General features: G+C 60.5%; 16 protein-coding genes and 1 pseudogene. 9 read left to right on the forward strand and 8 right to left on the reverse strand.

Annotated features, from left to right (window positions below):
- Positions 1-193: 193 nt before the first annotated feature.
- On the forward strand, positions 194-925 hold the full coding sequence (locus tag QQJ84_RS14780) for an ISAs1 family transposase (RefSeq protein ID WP_284259109.1): 732 nt from the start codon (positions 194-196) through the stop codon (positions 923-925).
- Positions 926-1,170: 245 nt separating this feature from the next.
- Positions 1,171-1,956: a coniferyl-alcohol dehydrogenase gene (locus QQJ84_RS14785; RefSeq protein WP_284259075.1), complete on the forward strand. Its 786-nt coding sequence runs from the start codon at positions 1,171-1,173 to the stop codon at positions 1,954-1,956.
- On the opposite strand, the gene QQJ84_RS14790 is transcribed toward QQJ84_RS14785, so the two are convergent.
- From QQJ84_RS14790 to QQJ84_RS14825, 8 genes are all read right to left on the reverse strand, one after another.
- Positions 1,953-2,810, reverse strand: coding sequence for an enoyl-CoA hydratase (locus QQJ84_RS14790; protein ID WP_284259076.1), 858 nt, complete (start codon positions 2,808-2,810; stop codon positions 1,953-1,955). The two genes, QQJ84_RS14785 and QQJ84_RS14790, sit on opposite strands and share 4 nt — an antisense overlap.
- The gene (locus QQJ84_RS14795) at positions 2,807-4,450 is read right to left on the reverse strand and encodes an AMP-binding protein (RefSeq protein ID WP_284259077.1); all 1,644 of its coding nucleotides are present in this window, start codon (positions 4,448-4,450) and stop codon (positions 2,807-2,809) included. The genes QQJ84_RS14790 and QQJ84_RS14795 overlap by 4 nt, the downstream gene beginning before the upstream one ends.
- 8 nt (positions 4,451-4,458) lie before the next feature.
- The gene (locus QQJ84_RS14800; protein WP_284259078.1) at positions 4,459-4,596 is read right to left on the reverse strand and encodes a hypothetical protein; all 138 of its coding nucleotides are present in this window, start codon (positions 4,594-4,596) and stop codon (positions 4,459-4,461) included.
- Positions 4,597-4,600: 4 nt separating this feature from the next.
- A complete protein-coding gene (locus QQJ84_RS14805) occupies positions 4,601-5,671 on the reverse strand; it encodes a Gfo/Idh/MocA family protein (RefSeq protein ID WP_284259079.1) in 1,071 nt (356 codons plus the stop codon).
- 5 nt (positions 5,672-5,676) lie between these two features.
- Positions 5,677-6,855, reverse strand: a complete 1,179-nt coding sequence (locus QQJ84_RS14810) for an acyl-CoA dehydrogenase family protein (RefSeq protein ID WP_284259080.1) — start codon at positions 6,853-6,855, stop codon at positions 5,677-5,679.
- 5 nt (positions 6,856-6,860) lie between these two features.
- Positions 6,861-7,835, reverse strand: coding sequence for an acyl-CoA dehydrogenase (locus QQJ84_RS14815; protein ID WP_284259081.1), 975 nt, complete (start codon positions 7,833-7,835; stop codon positions 6,861-6,863).
- Positions 7,836-8,075: 240 nt separating this feature from the next.
- Complete coding sequence (locus QQJ84_RS14820) at positions 8,076-8,456, reverse strand: nuclear transport factor 2 family protein (protein WP_284259082.1); 381 nt, start codon at positions 8,454-8,456, stop codon at positions 8,076-8,078.
- Between the two features lie 2 nt (positions 8,457-8,458).
- A complete protein-coding gene (locus tag QQJ84_RS14825) occupies positions 8,459-9,700 on the reverse strand; it encodes a cytochrome P450 (protein WP_284259083.1) in 1,242 nt (413 codons plus the stop codon).
- Positions 9,701-9,950: 250 nt separating this feature from the next.
- Here QQJ84_RS14825 and QQJ84_RS14830 point away from each other — a divergent pair, with 250 nt between their 5' ends.
- The 7 genes and pseudogenes from QQJ84_RS14830 (at position 9,951) to QQJ84_RS14855 (ending at position 14,962) form a co-directional block, all read left to right on the forward strand.
- Positions 9,951-10,154: a ferredoxin gene (locus QQJ84_RS14830; protein WP_284259084.1), complete on the forward strand. Its 204-nt coding sequence runs from the start codon at positions 9,951-9,953 to the stop codon at positions 10,152-10,154.
- Positions 10,155-10,162: 8 nt separating this feature from the next.
- Positions 10,163-11,581 carry an FAD-binding oxidoreductase gene (locus QQJ84_RS14835; protein WP_284259085.1) on the forward strand — a complete coding sequence of 473 codons (1,419 nt, stop codon included), beginning with the start codon at positions 10,163-10,165 and terminating at the stop codon, positions 11,579-11,581.
- An 88-nt stretch (positions 11,582-11,669) separates the two neighbouring features.
- Positions 11,670-12,107 carry an acyl-CoA thioesterase gene (locus tag QQJ84_RS14840; protein WP_284259086.1) on the forward strand — a complete coding sequence of 146 codons (438 nt, stop codon included), beginning with the start codon at positions 11,670-11,672 and terminating at the stop codon, positions 12,105-12,107.
- A 91-nt stretch (positions 12,108-12,198) separates the two neighbouring features.
- Positions 12,199-13,143 carry an alpha/beta hydrolase gene (locus QQJ84_RS14845; protein WP_284259087.1) on the forward strand — a complete coding sequence of 315 codons (945 nt, stop codon included), beginning with the start codon at positions 12,199-12,201 and terminating at the stop codon, positions 13,141-13,143.
- A 155-nt stretch (positions 13,144-13,298) separates the two neighbouring features.
- The gene (locus QQJ84_RS14850) at positions 13,299-14,555 is read left to right on the forward strand and encodes a cytochrome P450 (RefSeq protein ID WP_284259088.1); all 1,257 of its coding nucleotides are present in this window, start codon (positions 13,299-13,301) and stop codon (positions 14,553-14,555) included.
- A 2-nt stretch (positions 14,556-14,557) separates the two neighbouring features.
- Positions 14,558-14,704: pseudogene (locus tag QQJ84_RS19515) on the forward strand (zinc ribbon domain-containing protein); the annotation flags it as partial.
- A gap of 9 nt (positions 14,705-14,713) precedes the next feature.
- Positions 14,714-14,962 carry a Zn-ribbon domain-containing OB-fold protein gene (locus tag QQJ84_RS14855; RefSeq protein ID WP_284259089.1) on the forward strand — a complete coding sequence of 83 codons (249 nt, stop codon included), beginning with the start codon at positions 14,714-14,716 and terminating at the stop codon, positions 14,960-14,962.
- The last annotated feature ends 30 nt before the right edge of the window (positions 14,963-14,992 follow it).

Genomic DNA, 14,992 nt, shown 5'->3' on the forward strand with positions numbered 1-14,992 from the left:
GGGACAGAATGCAACGCCGCAGGCTTTGATCCTCGGATCCATCGGATTGGGGCCATATCAACAAATGACGCTATAAGAGCCACAGGCTTTGGTCGATCCTCGGTCTGATTTTGGTTTCCATGCTTTGTGGGCGGCGGGGCATGAAGGCTGCGTTTCATCTGGGACGTAGCCTGACGCGCGAGCAAAAGCGGCAATTGGGTTTTATGCGTGGCCCTACCCGTGTCACGCGACGCTGACTGAAACGCTGCGCGTCCTCGATGCCCTGGCGGTTGCCGACATCCTGGGCGCGGTAGTGATGGCGGATAACGGTGATGACCGCCACATTGCCATAGACGGCAAGACATTACGGGCAAGCAAGGATGTAGATGGCCGCGCCGAGCACGTGCTGTCAGCTTTTTGCGGCGGCCTGCAGACGAACCTTTCGCATGAGGCGTCACGCGGCAAGGGGCTGGAAATTCCCGATGCGCTGAAACTACTGGCCAGGCTTGATTTGCGCGACCGGATCATAACCGGTGATGCGATCTTCTGCCAGAAGTCGATTACGCAGGCCGTGGTTGACGGTGGCGGAGACTACCTTCTTCCTATCAAGAACAACCAGAAGACATTACGAGAAAATATTGAAACGGCCTTCGCGGAGCCGGTTTTCCCCCCTCGTCACCAGCCTGACCATAGACGAAGCATCGCCCGAAGACCTTCTCAACCTCAACCGCAAGCATTGGGGCATCGAGATCATGCATCGAAACAAAGACGTCATGCTCGGCGAAGATGGCTACACCAACCGGCTCGACAACGCACCCCGAAATGTCTTCTCGCTCACCGGCCTCGCCCTCAAAATTCTGCGATGCGTCTCTCCTTCACCCACAAGGGCAATCGAGCATTTCCAGGACAACCGAAGCCGAGCCACACAAATGATCGCAGCGGTTGAATGAATCGCCCTGCGGTCTGATGAACCTCAAGGTAACGATCGCGCCGGAAGATTGACCGGACGCAGAATGAAAACTGATAAGCCTGCAATTAACTTCATTTGTGAAGCTAGCAGATAGCGCGCGATTTTCCTGGAATTTTTTGTCTGTTAGATTATAGACATACTTGGAGTAAGTAAAGCGATTGCGGGTGGCCGTGGTAGAAAGTGATTGAAACCGCCTCATACTGCAACTGACAGGAGGGGTGATGGTATATGATTTTCGATACGATACAAAGCGGGTTGTGATCAGCGGTTGCGCGTCCGGCATAGGGCGGGCCACTGCGGAACTATTGCTTCACTTCGGCGCCGAGGTACATGGGGTGGACCTCAGGGAGCCTGATTTGTGTTTGGCTTCCTTTACCGTCACCGATCTTGCGCTGCCGGACTCGATCAGCGCCGCGGTTGCGCAGATTGGCGGCCGGGTGGACGCGTTGTTCAACTGTGCCGGCGTGCCACCGACCCATGGCAAGCTCGACGTTCTCAAGGTAAATTTTTTGGGTACGCGTTACCTTACCAGTTGCGTGTTGGAGCATATGCATGAAGGTGCTGCCATTGTCAGCACGTCCTCGAATGGCGGAGCCGGGTGGCGCAACCATTTGGCAGAGCTGCGCGCCCTGCTTGCGGAAACGACATTCGCCGCCGGGATCGCCTGGCTGGAGCAAAATCTGGCGGGCATTGCCAATGCCTATAGTTTTTCCAAGGAGGCGCTGATTCTCTGGACCATGCACGAATCGGCCAGCCTAATAAAGCGCGGCATACGGATCAACTGCACCAGCCCTGGCGCTGTGCAAACCCCGATGCTCGATGAGATTGAGACCATCGTGGCACGGGACGTGATTGACGCCGTAGCACAGCCGATCGACCGCAGGTCTGTTCCGCTCGAACAGGCCTGGCCGCTGGTGATGCTCAATAGCGATGCCGCTTCCTACATTAACGGGGCGGACCTTGCCGTTGACGGCGGCTTCGCGGCGGCGGCGCCATTCAGGCCTTAACCTGGCTTTTTAGGTATGTTGGCGAGGCTGGGGACGTTCGTAGGGTCCATGCCCCAGCCGAACACGCGGAAATTCTGCGAGTGGCAGAGGTGATGCAGCGAGAACGCTGCATCAATGGCGTTGGCCTGCCCCTGTATGTCGAGCGTCTTGTTGATCGCTTCCTTGGCCAGTTTGAGCGCGAAAGCGGGCTTGTCGGCGATCTTTTTGGCCATCTCGAGCGTGAAATCCTCGAGATTGGCACGTTCCACCACATGGTTGACCATACCGAGCCGCCATGCCTCGTCGGCGCTCCAGCTATCAGCCGTGAACAGAAACTCCTTGGCCTTGCGCGCGCCAAGCTCCCAGGGATGCGCCAGCCATTCCACGCCCGAGACGCCGAAATTCACCACGGGGTCGGAGAACAAAGCGTCCTTGGAGGCGATAATGATGTCGCACACAAAGGCGAAAATCAGCGCGCCCGCAATGCATTTGCCCTGCACGGCGCAAATGGTCGGTTTGGAAATGTTACGCCAGCGCCGCGCGGTTTCAAGGTAAGCGTCCTTCTCGGCAGCGTACCACCCATGTGTCCCCGGCTCCTGGAATCCGCTCCAGTGCCCCACTTTATGTTGCTCCGCCTGCACCCGTGCCTGGTATTCCTCCACCGTCTCAGCGATATCATGCCCGGCCGAGAAATGTTTACCGTCGGCAGCAAGAATAATGACCTTGACAGTGTCATCGTAGAGCGCACGGGTAAAGGCGTCGTTCACCTCAAAGATCATTTGCGGATTGATCGCGTTGTACTTATCTGCGCGTGCAAGCACGATGCGTGCGACATGCGGGGTGGGGGTCTCGTAGCGGATCAATGGCGCGTTCATGCAGTCATTCCTTCGGCTATTTCGCGCGCACGGATGCGCAGCGCGTCTTTTTTCACTTTGCCAGACGGCACGCGCGGGAGATCGTCTATCACCACAACATGCTCCGGGTATTTCTGCCGGGCCAGCCCGGCGCCGTCCAGGAAGCGGCGGATCTCAGGGAGATCGATGCTTTGGCCGGGACGGAGGATGATGAAGGCGCAGCCTTTTTCGCCGGTTGTTGCACTTGGCATAGCAACGATGGCAACCTCTGCTACAGCCGGGTGCAGATAGAGCAGGTCCTCGACTTCCTTAGGGCTGATATTCTCGCCTGAGCGGATAATGACGTCCTTTTTGCGGCCGGTAATGACGAGATAATTGTCATGCACGCGGCAGCCGAGATCACCCATGCGAAAAGATCCGTCCGGCTCGAAATTCCCCTCGTTATCGGCAGGGTGCAGGTAACCCACGAACAGGCCAGGCCCGCGCGCGAGGATTTCACCCTCCTCGCCATCTGGTACCGGCTCGCCTGATACCGCATCAACGATACGTATTTCGGTGGGATACCGGATCACGCCGTCGGTATCGGCGCCGCGTTCGGCCTCGGCACCGCTGGTGATTCCAAGCGTCGCGCAGGTCATCTCGGTGGAACCGTAGGCACGGAAGAAGAGACATTTTGGGAAGGTGGCGCTGGCCTGATGGATCAGGCTCGGCGAAACGGTAGTGCCGCCACAGAAGAACAATCGCAGCGTCGAGAGCGCGCCGGGTTTCGTCCTGGCCGCGTCGAGGAATTGCTGTAGGAAGGGAGTGGCACCGCCGCTCACGGTACAGCCGTTGTCCTCGATGCAGCGAATGCCGTCATCTGCTGCCCAGATATCGATGAGCACACTGCGTGAGCCGCGGACCCAGGGCATGTCGAACGCCCAGAAAGCGCCGGTGATATGACTTACCGGCGAGGGCATAAACACAACATCGTCGGGTCCAATGCCCCAGGCCTCGCCCATCGTGCGGACGCGGTGGTCGAAAGCGTAATGCATGTGCATAACCCCCTTGGGCTTTCCAGTGGTGCCGGAGGTGTACATCACCATCATGACGGCACTCGGGTCCACCTGCGGCAACTCGACCTCAGTGGCCGGGGGACCAGCGAGCGTCTGCTCCCAGGTGAGGGCGCCTGCGCCGCGCACGACGATAACGTTTTCAAGCGCCGGTAGGCTGGGTTGTAAAGCGCCCAGCATGGCGGCGTGGTTGTGCTTGCGAAAAATCTCGGGCGAGAAGACCAGTTTGGCCGTGCAATCGGCGAGGATGTAGCCGAGTTCGGATTCACGATAGATCGGTGGAATCGGGTTGATAATCAGCCCGGTCATGCGCGCTGCCAATGCGAGCACGGCGCTCTCAATCCAGTTGGGTAGCTGAAAGGCCACGACATCGCCGGGCTTGAGGCCGCGGCGCAGAAAGAAGCCGGCTAAACGCAGCGCCTGGTTCCATGCCTCGCCACGGGTCAGATGCGTTGTACCCTCGATCAGCAGGATACGCGACGGGTTTTCGGCCACTGCGGCACGTGCGGCATCCACCAGCGTGGAATTACGCCAATGGCCTTCGGCCAGATAGCGCTTGGCAAGGTCCTCGGCCCAGCGGGTCTGCCATCCGCCGGGATCGGTTTTCATGGTCCAGCTCATGTGTGCTCCTGGCCCGAGAGGACGCTTGGCGTTTCCACGCCGTGCAACAGGCCGCCGGCGCCGTACCATTCGTTGAATTCCGCCTCCATGCCCGGCGTGGGATTGAAGGGTATGATTTGAAGAGCGTTCGACATATATTCAGTCCTCGAGAATCACGCGCCGACCGGTTTCGGCGGCGCGGTCTATCGCGTCAAGTACGCGGGTCAAACGGACAGCCGCATCGAAATTAGGTACAATGCGGGTTGCGTTGCGAATATCGGCGGCGCAGGCGCCCCAGAGTTCCGCGACATTAGCAGGGGCATCCACGAACAGCGGGACTATCGACTCTGGTTGCGGCGCTGCTGCTGGTATGGTGGCAACTGTGAGCTGGCCGCATTGATAGCCGCCCGGATGCGTTCCGGTGATGGTGAGCGTGTCCTTCGTGCCCCGCAGCACGAAGCACAACGGCGTATCGACAGTGCCGCCCACGACCTCCTGCGAGGAGACGCAGCCGCTAGAGTGACGGCCGATCACCAGCACATGGTCGGCACACAGCTGCTCGACGGTGTCATTGGTCCCGTAAATGTGCACCTCATCGCGCGTTGTGGTGGTGCGGGCGTCGATCTCGGCATAGCCGCCGATGACCGCCTCGATGGCGGCGATGGTGTGGCCATCCGGGATGGTGGAGAGCGTGGCACCGTTGCGTTTATCCTCAGGATAAACATAATTAGGCAGAGTCAGCGCCCCCCAGCCGCCACAACCGGACACCACGCTCAGCTTAAGCGGCCGACCGATGGCGCCCTCACGGACCAGTTTCGCGGCATGGCGCACTGCCGGGGCGAGCGGACCTTGCGTACCGATGGCTACGTGCACCGGGTTATCGCGGGCGGCCTCAGTCATTTCCTGCGCTTCGGCGAGATCGCGACCAAGCGGCCACTCGCAATAGACATGCTTGCCCGCGGCCAGGGCGGCCAGCACAATGGCCCGGTGTTCAAGCACCCGCACCGTGACGGCCACAATGCCGACATCCGGGTCGTTCACCAGTGCCGCTATATCCGTATACGCTTTTGCCGCGCCGAACGCAGCGGCGGCGGCGTCAGCGCCTTGCTGCGTGCGGTTGAGCACCGCGCTGATCTCCAGCCCTGGCAGCGCGCGGATGGCAGGTAGATGTGCAAGTTGCGCCCAGCCGCGCTCTGCGTTGGCGCCTGCAACCCCGATCCGGAGCGCCACTGTGCTCACCGCGCCCTCGGCAGCTTGAGCAGGTGGTCCGCGGTGATCTCGCGCTGGATCTCGCTGGTGCCTCCGGCGATGCTGAACACCCAGCTCCATAGATAATCATAGGTCCATGGGTGAGCCGTGCGGTCCCCGTCGAATTCCAGGAAGCTCCAGCCGAGGATTTCTCCCACGGTTTCGCTGAGTGCCTTGTGCGTCGCCGTTACGATCAGCTTCATCAGGGACCCGTTGGGCCCGGGTTCGCCGGTACGGTCGCTCTCGGTGATATGCGCCAGCGTCATCGAGCGGATAGCCAACGAATCGGCCTTCAGGCCCGCAAGCTTCTGCGCGATGCCGTCATCCTCGAGGGCGAACTTGCCGGAGTCCAGGCGCACTTTGCCCGCAAGGTCGATGGCGCGGCAGACACGCTCATATAGTTCAAGCTGGTCGCCGATGAAGCCGAGCCCGCGCTCGAATGACAGGGTGGAGAGGGCCGTGGACCAGCCGCCGTTGATCTCACCGACGACACTCGTTTTCGGGATGCGGACATCGTCATAGAACACCGTGTTTACATGCTCGTCCTGCAGCATGGTGCGTATCGGTTTGATGTCCAGGCCGGGCAGCTCCATGTCGCAGATCAGCCAGGTGAGACCCTTATGTCGCTCGGAGGCGGGGTCCGTGCGGATCAGCAGTTCCTGATAATCCGCATATACCGCATCCGTGGTCCACATCTTGGCGCCGTTGACGACGATGACACCATCCTCGACGCGGCCGCGGGTTTTAAGCGAGGCGAGGTCCGAGCCGGCATTTGGCTCCGAGAATCCCTGGCACCAGAGTGAGTCACCCGAGAGGATTCGTGGCAGATGAAAGGTTTTCTGCTCCGCTGTGCCGCGCGCCGCGATCGTCGGGCCCGCATGCATCAGCGCGATATAGGTGGTGTTGATATAGTGTGGCGCCTGGGCGCGGGCGAGTTCCTCGTACCAGATCACCTGTTGCAGGCCGGAGAGGCCGAGCCCGCCATACTCCTTTGGCCAGGCGACACCAGCCCAGCCATGCTCGAACATTTTGCGTTGCCAGGCACGATCGAAGGCAGCCGCCTCCGGGCCATGCGCCGGCCGTGCGTGCCTGGGGACATTGGTGGAAAGCCAGGCGCGGGCCTGTTCGCGGAATTCACGGTCGGTGTCGGAATATCGAAGGTCCATATCAGTCAGTCCTGCACCGTAGCATCGACAAGGCGGCTCAGCAGCGCCCGCTTGCCGCCAAACAGCTTGCCCAGCAGCATCGCCTGTTTAAGAAGCAGATGGGCATTATGCTCGTCGGTGACGCCAATGCCGCCGTGCAGCTGAATGTTGGTGTCTGCGTTCATAAGCGCGGCCTGGTTGCATAGATGCTTGGCGGCATCGAGATGCAGCGCGACATCGCTGCGCTGCTCGGCCATCGCCGCGGCGGCGTACCAAAGCTGGCTGCGCGCCACTTCGGCGCGCAGCGCCATGTCTGCGCAAGGATGGCGGACCGCCTGATAGGCGCCGATTTTGCGTCCGAAGGTCTCGCGGACCTTGGCGTATTCGACGATCAGGTCGAGCGCTGCCTCGGCCAGCCCGAGTAACATCGCCGCGGTGCCGAGTTCACCCATCTGCCAGATATGTTCGCCGTTGGTGTAGGCTATTGCGGTGCCGGGCGGGCTGTCCAGCAGGCGCATTGAGCAGGCAGGCGCGAGGGCGGGGCGTTCCGTTGTTTGGCCGCCGGCGAGAGCGAAAAGCTGGGCGCCTTCACGCGTCACCTGCAGCGCGTAGGCCGCATCCGGCGCGCCCAGCAGGCGCAGGCCAGCACCGTCCGGCACCAGCAAAGCAACACCTTCACTGCCTGCAAGCAAAATGGCGCGGAGGTCCGTATCGGTGCAGGCGAGTACGGCCAGCGCTTGTGTGAGGACATCCACCGGGCCGGATTGCCGGCCGGCTTCGCGGAAAAACAACGCATGTTCAACGGGGCCCAACCCGCTGCCGCCATCGGCTTCAGGCAAGGTGAGCGCGAACCAGCCCATTTCGGCCAGCGTGCCGCGCAATACCGCGTTCATATCGGCGCAGCCTGGCTTATGCAGCCGGTCGATAGGCATGGCGCTCGCCAGGAAATCTGCGGCGGCGTTTGCGACTTCTATCTCGTCGCGGTCAAGAGCGAGGAACATTGTGGAAATCTTCTCTCCCAGAGTAATTGATTATGATGCAGCTTCAGACATGATCGACGTGAAATTGCCGGACGGCACCGCAAAATATCTTACTGGATGCGTATAAGGTGTCGTCCTTGGCAAGGGGGAGGCAAACAGGTCGCCGGGGCGATCTTGTGAGATCATGCCGCTTCGTCGAACATCGCACCACGGCCCAGCATGCTACGCGAAACATCCTGGTTCATCGGTGCGGTTCCGCGATTAAAGTTTCAGGGGGGTGGGCTGAAAGGCGGTGAGCCGCCATGCCCCGTCCGTTTCCGTCCAGACGGTGAGCACGCGGTTGTCGAGCCACTTTGCGATGCCCTCGACCGTTACATTGGAGGTCATCTGCCCGGTCAGCAGCGCCACGCCGCTGGCCAAAATGACCACCTGCTCATCGCGCCAATCGATGGTTAGATAGGTGATCCGCCCGGCCGCCATCTTCGCCAGATAGGCCGGCTTGTCGTCGACCTGCCCGGTGGCGTGGCTGAAGGAGAGGCGCGGATCGATCAGCGCCTCCAGGGCACCCGCATCATTGCTCAGCATCGCAGCGCAACGGCGTTTTTCCGCTGCAAGCACTGCTTGTCCCACATCATTGCTCATGGTTAGGGCACCTCGACCACAAGGTCGTTCCAGCCCCATTGGAAGCTGGAGGGGTGGCGCACCGCGGCGTCCATATCGAACATGTTGATGTTGAAATCCGGGATGCGGCGCAGGACCGTGTCGACCATCACCTGGATTTCCATGCGGGCCAGATGCACGCCGATGCAGAAATGCATGCCGTGGCCGAAGGAGAGCACGCGCGGGATTGAACGGTCCCAGTGGAACTCGTCCGGCGCCTGGAACTCACGCTCGTCGCGCAGGGCCGAGCCGAGCAGCATGAACAGACGCTGCCCCGGCCGAATGGACTGGCCAGCAATGGTGACCGGCCGTTGCGCCGTGCGCATGAACCATTGCGCCGGGGCGCAGAACCGGATCATTTCCTCCACCGCCTTTGGCCCGTTGGTGGCAAGGTCGGCGCGCACTGCCACAAGCTGCTCTGGCTGTGCGGCAAGCTCCATCAGCCCGTGACCAGTGATCTTGGGCACGGTCTCGGTACCGCCGATGAAGGCGCAGACCAGTTGCTGTGCCACTTGCGGTGGCGTCAGCGCGCGGCCTTCAAAGCGGTACTGAATCATGCCATCGACCATTGGCACGCTGCCATCGGCCCCGGCCGCGAAACGCGCCTCGATATAGGGCAGGTAAAATTCGATCGCCTGCTTCGCGACGGCGCCGGAATCGAAGCCGCCGAGTTCCGGGTCCGTCCGTGTGCCGGAGTTGACGATGTCGAGGACCTGGCTGGCGAGCTCGATGGGCATGCCCATGAGTCTGGTGATGACACTTGCCGAGACGATGCCAGCGAAATCCTTGATCAGATTGAAGCGTTTCTGCGGCAGCAGCTGGTCGAGTCTCGCATTGGCGGTATCGCGGACGAACTCTGTCAGGCCGGCGACGCCGCGCGGCATCATGGGCCGCACATGGGCGCGGCGGACCTCGCCATGAACCGGCATGCCGAGACGTTGTGACATCGGGAACGGATCTGTCGCTGGGATAGGCGGCGCTTCGGTGTTGTGCACTAATATTGTGGCAGGCTTGGGTAGTGGGCCTTCACTTTGCAGGAGGCTGTTATCAACGAGGCTCAACATTTCCATGACGTCGTCGAAACGCGAGAAGAAGAAGGCATCGTATTTCGGGTTGTACAGCACCGGATGGTCGCGCCGCAGTTCCTTGTAAAACGGAAGTGGATTGTTCATCACCGCCGGAGAAAATGGGTCATAATCCGGTGTGCTGGCCGGTATGGCATTCATGAACGTTCTTCCTCTGTATGGTTTGGCAATGGCGTGGCAAAATCAGGCGGCGTCACAGCGCTGCCTGATTGTTCGCTAGGTCGGCGCAGAACTGCCTGTCAACGCGCCGCCCCGCAATACCGGCCCGGCGATACCGCAGAGGTGCCCTAATTGACGCTCTTAATGGACCCGCGTAGCACAAACGCAAAGATGGGAATGATTTCCCCAGGCATTTTCACGCGCCGATGCGCAGGATTCAAGGGAGGCTAATATGGTAACCAAGCTAGTCGTGGAATGGCCCCTGTGCGACGGTAATGGCGTCTGCACCATCGAGGCGCCGGAATTGCTGCTGATCGATGATAATGACAATCTGCAGGTGCTCAACGAAATCGTCGTAAACAGCCTCCTGGCCAAAGCCGAGGCGGCCGTGCGCGTTTGCCCGAAACGCGCCCTCAAACTCGTGACCGAGGGCTGAACCGGCCGATGCCGATGGCTGTGGATGGCGTTGAAGTGGATCTGGAAGCGCGGTTCGCGGGAATCGTTGGCGCGCAGCATATTCAGGCCGGGGAGGCTATCGGCGAACGTTATCGAGTCGATATCACCCGGAAATACCAGTCTCAGCCCGCCTTCGTGGTGAAGCCGGCAACGGTGCAGGAAGTGTCTGCCATCGTCACGTTGGCGGCGGCGGCGGGAATGCCCATTACCATGGTCGGCGGCCAGACCGGGACTGTGGGAAGTGCTGTGCCAGTGAATGGTGGCCTTGCCATGTCGCTGGAGCGGATGAACCGCGTCGTCGAAATCGACCCTTTGTCGATGACGATGACTGTCGAGGCTGGCTGCATCCTGCAACTGGCTCATGAGGCAGCGGAAGCCCAGGGTGCGCTGCTGCCGCTCGACCTCGGGGCCCGCGGCTCGGCCACGATCGGCGGCGTGATCGGCACCAATGCGGGCGGTAACCGTGTGCTGCGCTGGGGCATGATGCGCGACATGGTGATCGGGCTGGAGGCTGTGCTGGCGGATGGCACCATCATCTCCTCGCTCACCAAAATGCTGAAGGATAACGCCGGCTATAATTGGAAACATCTGCTAATCGGAAGTGAGGGTACGCTCGGCATCGTCACCCGTGCCGTATTGCGGCTGCGGCCCCTGCCCAGTTCACGCCAGACTGCACTGATTGCGGCTGAAAGTTTTGAACAGGCGATCACAGCGCTGCGACGGCTGGAGGTCACGCTCTCTGGGCGTCTCTCCTCCTTCGAGTTGATGTGGGGCGATTTTTTCGCGGCGATGACCGAGGCGCAGTTGTCGCAACGCCCACGTCCCATGGAGCTGGGCCATGGCTTCTACGTGGTCGTCGAGGCGATGGGTGGGGATGCGGAAACTGATTTGGCGCAGTTTGAGCGCGTATTGATGGATATGATCGAGGAAAACGTGCTGGCGAACGCCGTGATCGCGCAGTCCGAGCGCGAATGCGAGGCGATCTGGGCGGTGCGTGAAGACATGACGCCGGGCCTGACGCCGTTGCGTCCCTTTGCCTCTTATGATGTCAGCATGGGCGTCGGCGATATGCCGGCCTTTGTCGCCTATGCGCAGGCGAACATGGCAAAAGCCTATCCAGATGCAAAAATGCTGATCTATGGTCATGCCGGAGATGGCAATCTGCATGCGATCGTCAGCACAGGTCAGCTCAATCCGAACATCCAGCGCGGCTTTGATACAGTCATATTTGGCGCGGTGCGCGATGTCGGCGGCTCGATCGCGGCGGAGCACGGCATCGGCGTTTCGCGCGCGCCGTTCCTCAGCTGGACACGTTCGGCGGCCGAACTGGCGCTGATGCGGGTGCTGAAGGATGCGATAGATCCTAAGCACATCCTTAATCCGGGCAAGCTGTTGGACGCGATGTAATACCAGCGCATGTAGCGCGGCCGCCTGCCAGGATTAACAGATTCATCCGCCAGTCCGGGCAGTTTGAGCGCGGCGGATTTTAGGAGACATGAAGAGCATGGCACGAATCGACCGCCCGCGTCTGGATGCGGCCACGTTTCCCATCGTGATCGATATACAGACGCGGTACGATGATATCGACATGCAGGGTCATGTGAATAATGCCGCGGCAATCGTGATTTTGCAGGAAGCACGCGCCAAGTTCAACGTTACCGCGGGGCTTGGGCTGCTGTTAGGCGATGTCCGCGCCATGGTAGCGGCACTCAACGTGGAATATGCTGCACAGATGCATTACCCGGAGCCCGTGCAGGTGCATATCGGTGTGCTGTCCCTTGGCCGCACCTCGTTCACCATTACTCAGGTGGCGCGCCAGAACGGTCGCAGTGCGCTTTATGCCGAGGTGGTCATGGTCATTGCCGATGCAAATGGACCGACAGCCCTTCCTACGGAAATACGAGAGGCTTTTCAACGGCTTTGCCTATCTTGAGGGAGGCTGACTTGCATCAGATGTTTGACACGCGAAACCTCATTCGAGGCGTGGCTCACCATGGCACCACGCCGGCCCGGGAGCAGACACCATGACCGATGCGGCACCACACCCGTATCATCAGGCGATCATCGATGCCTATGCCGCTGCCGGGCGGCCATATTTTCATCAGGTGACGCCGCCGGAAGCCCGCGCCATGCTGCGTGCCGGTCTTGCCGCCGCGCCGGCGCCGGTTGGGCTGCCCGTTATGGCAGCCGTCGTTGACGAGACGATCGCGGGACCAAATGGGCCGATTGGCATCCGCCGCTATGTTCCGGAAGGTGCCGTGCTCGGGACTTGTGTGTATTTCCACGCGGGCGGATGGGTGATCGGGGATCTTGATCTGGCTGATGCGACATGCCGCCGGATTGCCGGCGCGGCCCAGGGCGAAATCATTAGCGTCGATTATCGCCTGGCGCCGGAACACCCCTTCCCGCAGCCGCTCGACGATGCGTTTGCGGCGCTGCAATGGGCCGCGCGGGAGCGGCCTGGCCCGCTGCTCGTCATGGGTGAAAGCGCCGGCGGCAATCTGGCCGCCGCTTGCGCCATTCGTGCCCGTGCGGCGGGCGGCCCCGCGCTTGCCGGACAATGCCTTGCTTATCCTGTGACGGATCATGATTTCGGGACCGGCTCCTACCGCGATGTGGGGGATAAGAACTGGCTGCTTTCCACTGCCGATATGCGGTGGTTTTGGGATAATTATTGCCCGCCTGGCACCGACCGGACCGATCCTTTGGTGTCGCCGTTGCATGTTGAAAACCCAGCAGGCTTGCCGGCGGCGCTCATCGTAAACGGAGAGCTTGATCCGCTATGCGATGAGGGTGTCGCCTATGCAGCCAGGATACGGAATGGAGGCGTGCTGGTTGTGACACGGAGGGACCCAGGAATGGTGCATGGTTATCTATCGGCCGCCGGGGCGATCCCATTAGTGGCTGAGGCGCTCGCGGAGGTGGCTGCCTGGATCAAGGAACGGCTGCAGATCGCCGCTGCAGCTTGATCGTGGGGGCGGTATTCTCCCGCCGTCATTGAGTTTTCGGGTCTTTGGCGGCAGCATCAATGAAATACATTATTGTTTTGAGTGCTTGACTTGGCGCCTGACCGTCCCCCGTTGGTCAGCTTAAAATGTGTCCGCTATGAGGAGTTTGCGTTATTATGGATACCGCCGTTGCTGACCAACTAAGCCCCGCCGTGCCCAAGCCTGCCCACGTGCCGGATGCGGCTGTTTATGACTTTGATATGTTTCGTGATCCAGCGCTTCTGCGCGACCCGCATGAGCGCGTTCGCCACATGCTGAGCGAGGCGCCCCCGGTATTCTGGACGCCGCGCAATGGTGGCCACTGGATCGTCATCGGGCACGAGGAAAACTATCTGGCCTCACGCGACACCACAATATTTTCTAGTGAGATTATACCGTCGGCTCATGCCGCCGCGATGTTTTCGATGCTGCCGCCGGATATTGGCCGCCTGCCGTTGCCCACCCCGATTAACCTTGATCCGCCGGCCCACACCATCTACCGCGCCCCGTTGCAGTCCGCTTTTTCACCCAGGGCGATGTTGGCCCGCAAGGAGGAGGTGCGCAACCTCGCTAACTCGCTGATCGATGCGGTGATCGATCAAGGACATTGCGATTTTATTCCCGAAATTGCCGAACCGTTGCCGGTGCAGGTGTTCCTGAAAATGATGGGCCTGCCGCTGGAGCGCCAGGAAGAGTTTCGCACGCTGGTACATGAATTTTTGGCGCCGATCGCAAATCCGATGGATATTATCGGCCGCATGCGCAACGTTGCCGATGCAATGAAGAGCGATATCCTGTCTCGCCAGGCCGAGCCGCAGGATGACCTCATCAGCCTGCTGTGGCGGTCCGAGATCGACGGCAAGCCGATGACCTACGAACTGATGGAAGATTTTGGTGTTTTGCTGTTTGTTGCCGGGCTTGATACGGTTATCAACGGCATGGGTTATGGCATTCGCCATCTGGCGCGTAACCCGGACCTGCAAAAAACGCTGCGCGCCAATCCCAAGCTGATCACCGAGGCCGCGGAAGAGATCCTGCGCCGTTACACATTCACCGTCCCGTCGCGTCGTGTGGCCAAGGATGCGGTGTTCGCTGGGCTGCAGATGAAAGAGGATGATCGCCTCATGATTTTCCTCCCGGCTGCCGACCTGGATCCACGCGAATTCACCAATCCTGAACTGTTCGACATGAATCGCGAGAACAAGGTGCATATCGCCTTTGGGGCTGGCCCGCATCGCTGCCTGGGGTCGCATCTCGCCCGCGTGGAGCTGCAGGTAATCTACGAGCAGATGCTCGCCCGTCTGCCTGAGTTCCGTATCGACGAGGCCAAGCCGGCGACGTTCCATGCTGGCAACATCATCGCCATCGACTCCCTCGCGATACGCTGGGATTAATCATGTCTGCACCGCGGCTTCTGCCCCGGCTAGATCCGGATAATCGATTCTTTTGGACAAGTGGGGCCGATGGGGTGCTTCGCCTGTTGCAATGCGAGTCCTGTACAACATTCGTGCATCCGCCGCGGCCATTCTGCCCGTATTGCCTCTCGGAGGAGGTGTCGCCACACGCGGTCGCGGGCACTGCCGTGGTCGACAGCTTCACCATCAACCACCAGAAATGGCACCCTGCGATGGAAGTGCCATTTGTCATTGCGCGTGTCGCGATCGATGGCGCGCTTGGTGTGATTCTTACCACCAACATCGTTAATTGCGCGCCTGAGGCTGTCGACATTGGCGACAAGGTCAAGGTTATTTTCGAGCAGCAGGATGACGTCTGGCTGCCGCTCTTCCAAAAGGCGGATTGAATTGGCTCTTCCCGACGCTTTCATTACGGG

Source organism: Acidocella aquatica (genome assembly GCF_030160635.1).
Lineage (GTDB): Bacteria > Pseudomonadota > Alphaproteobacteria > Acetobacterales > Acetobacteraceae > Acidocella > Acidocella aquatica.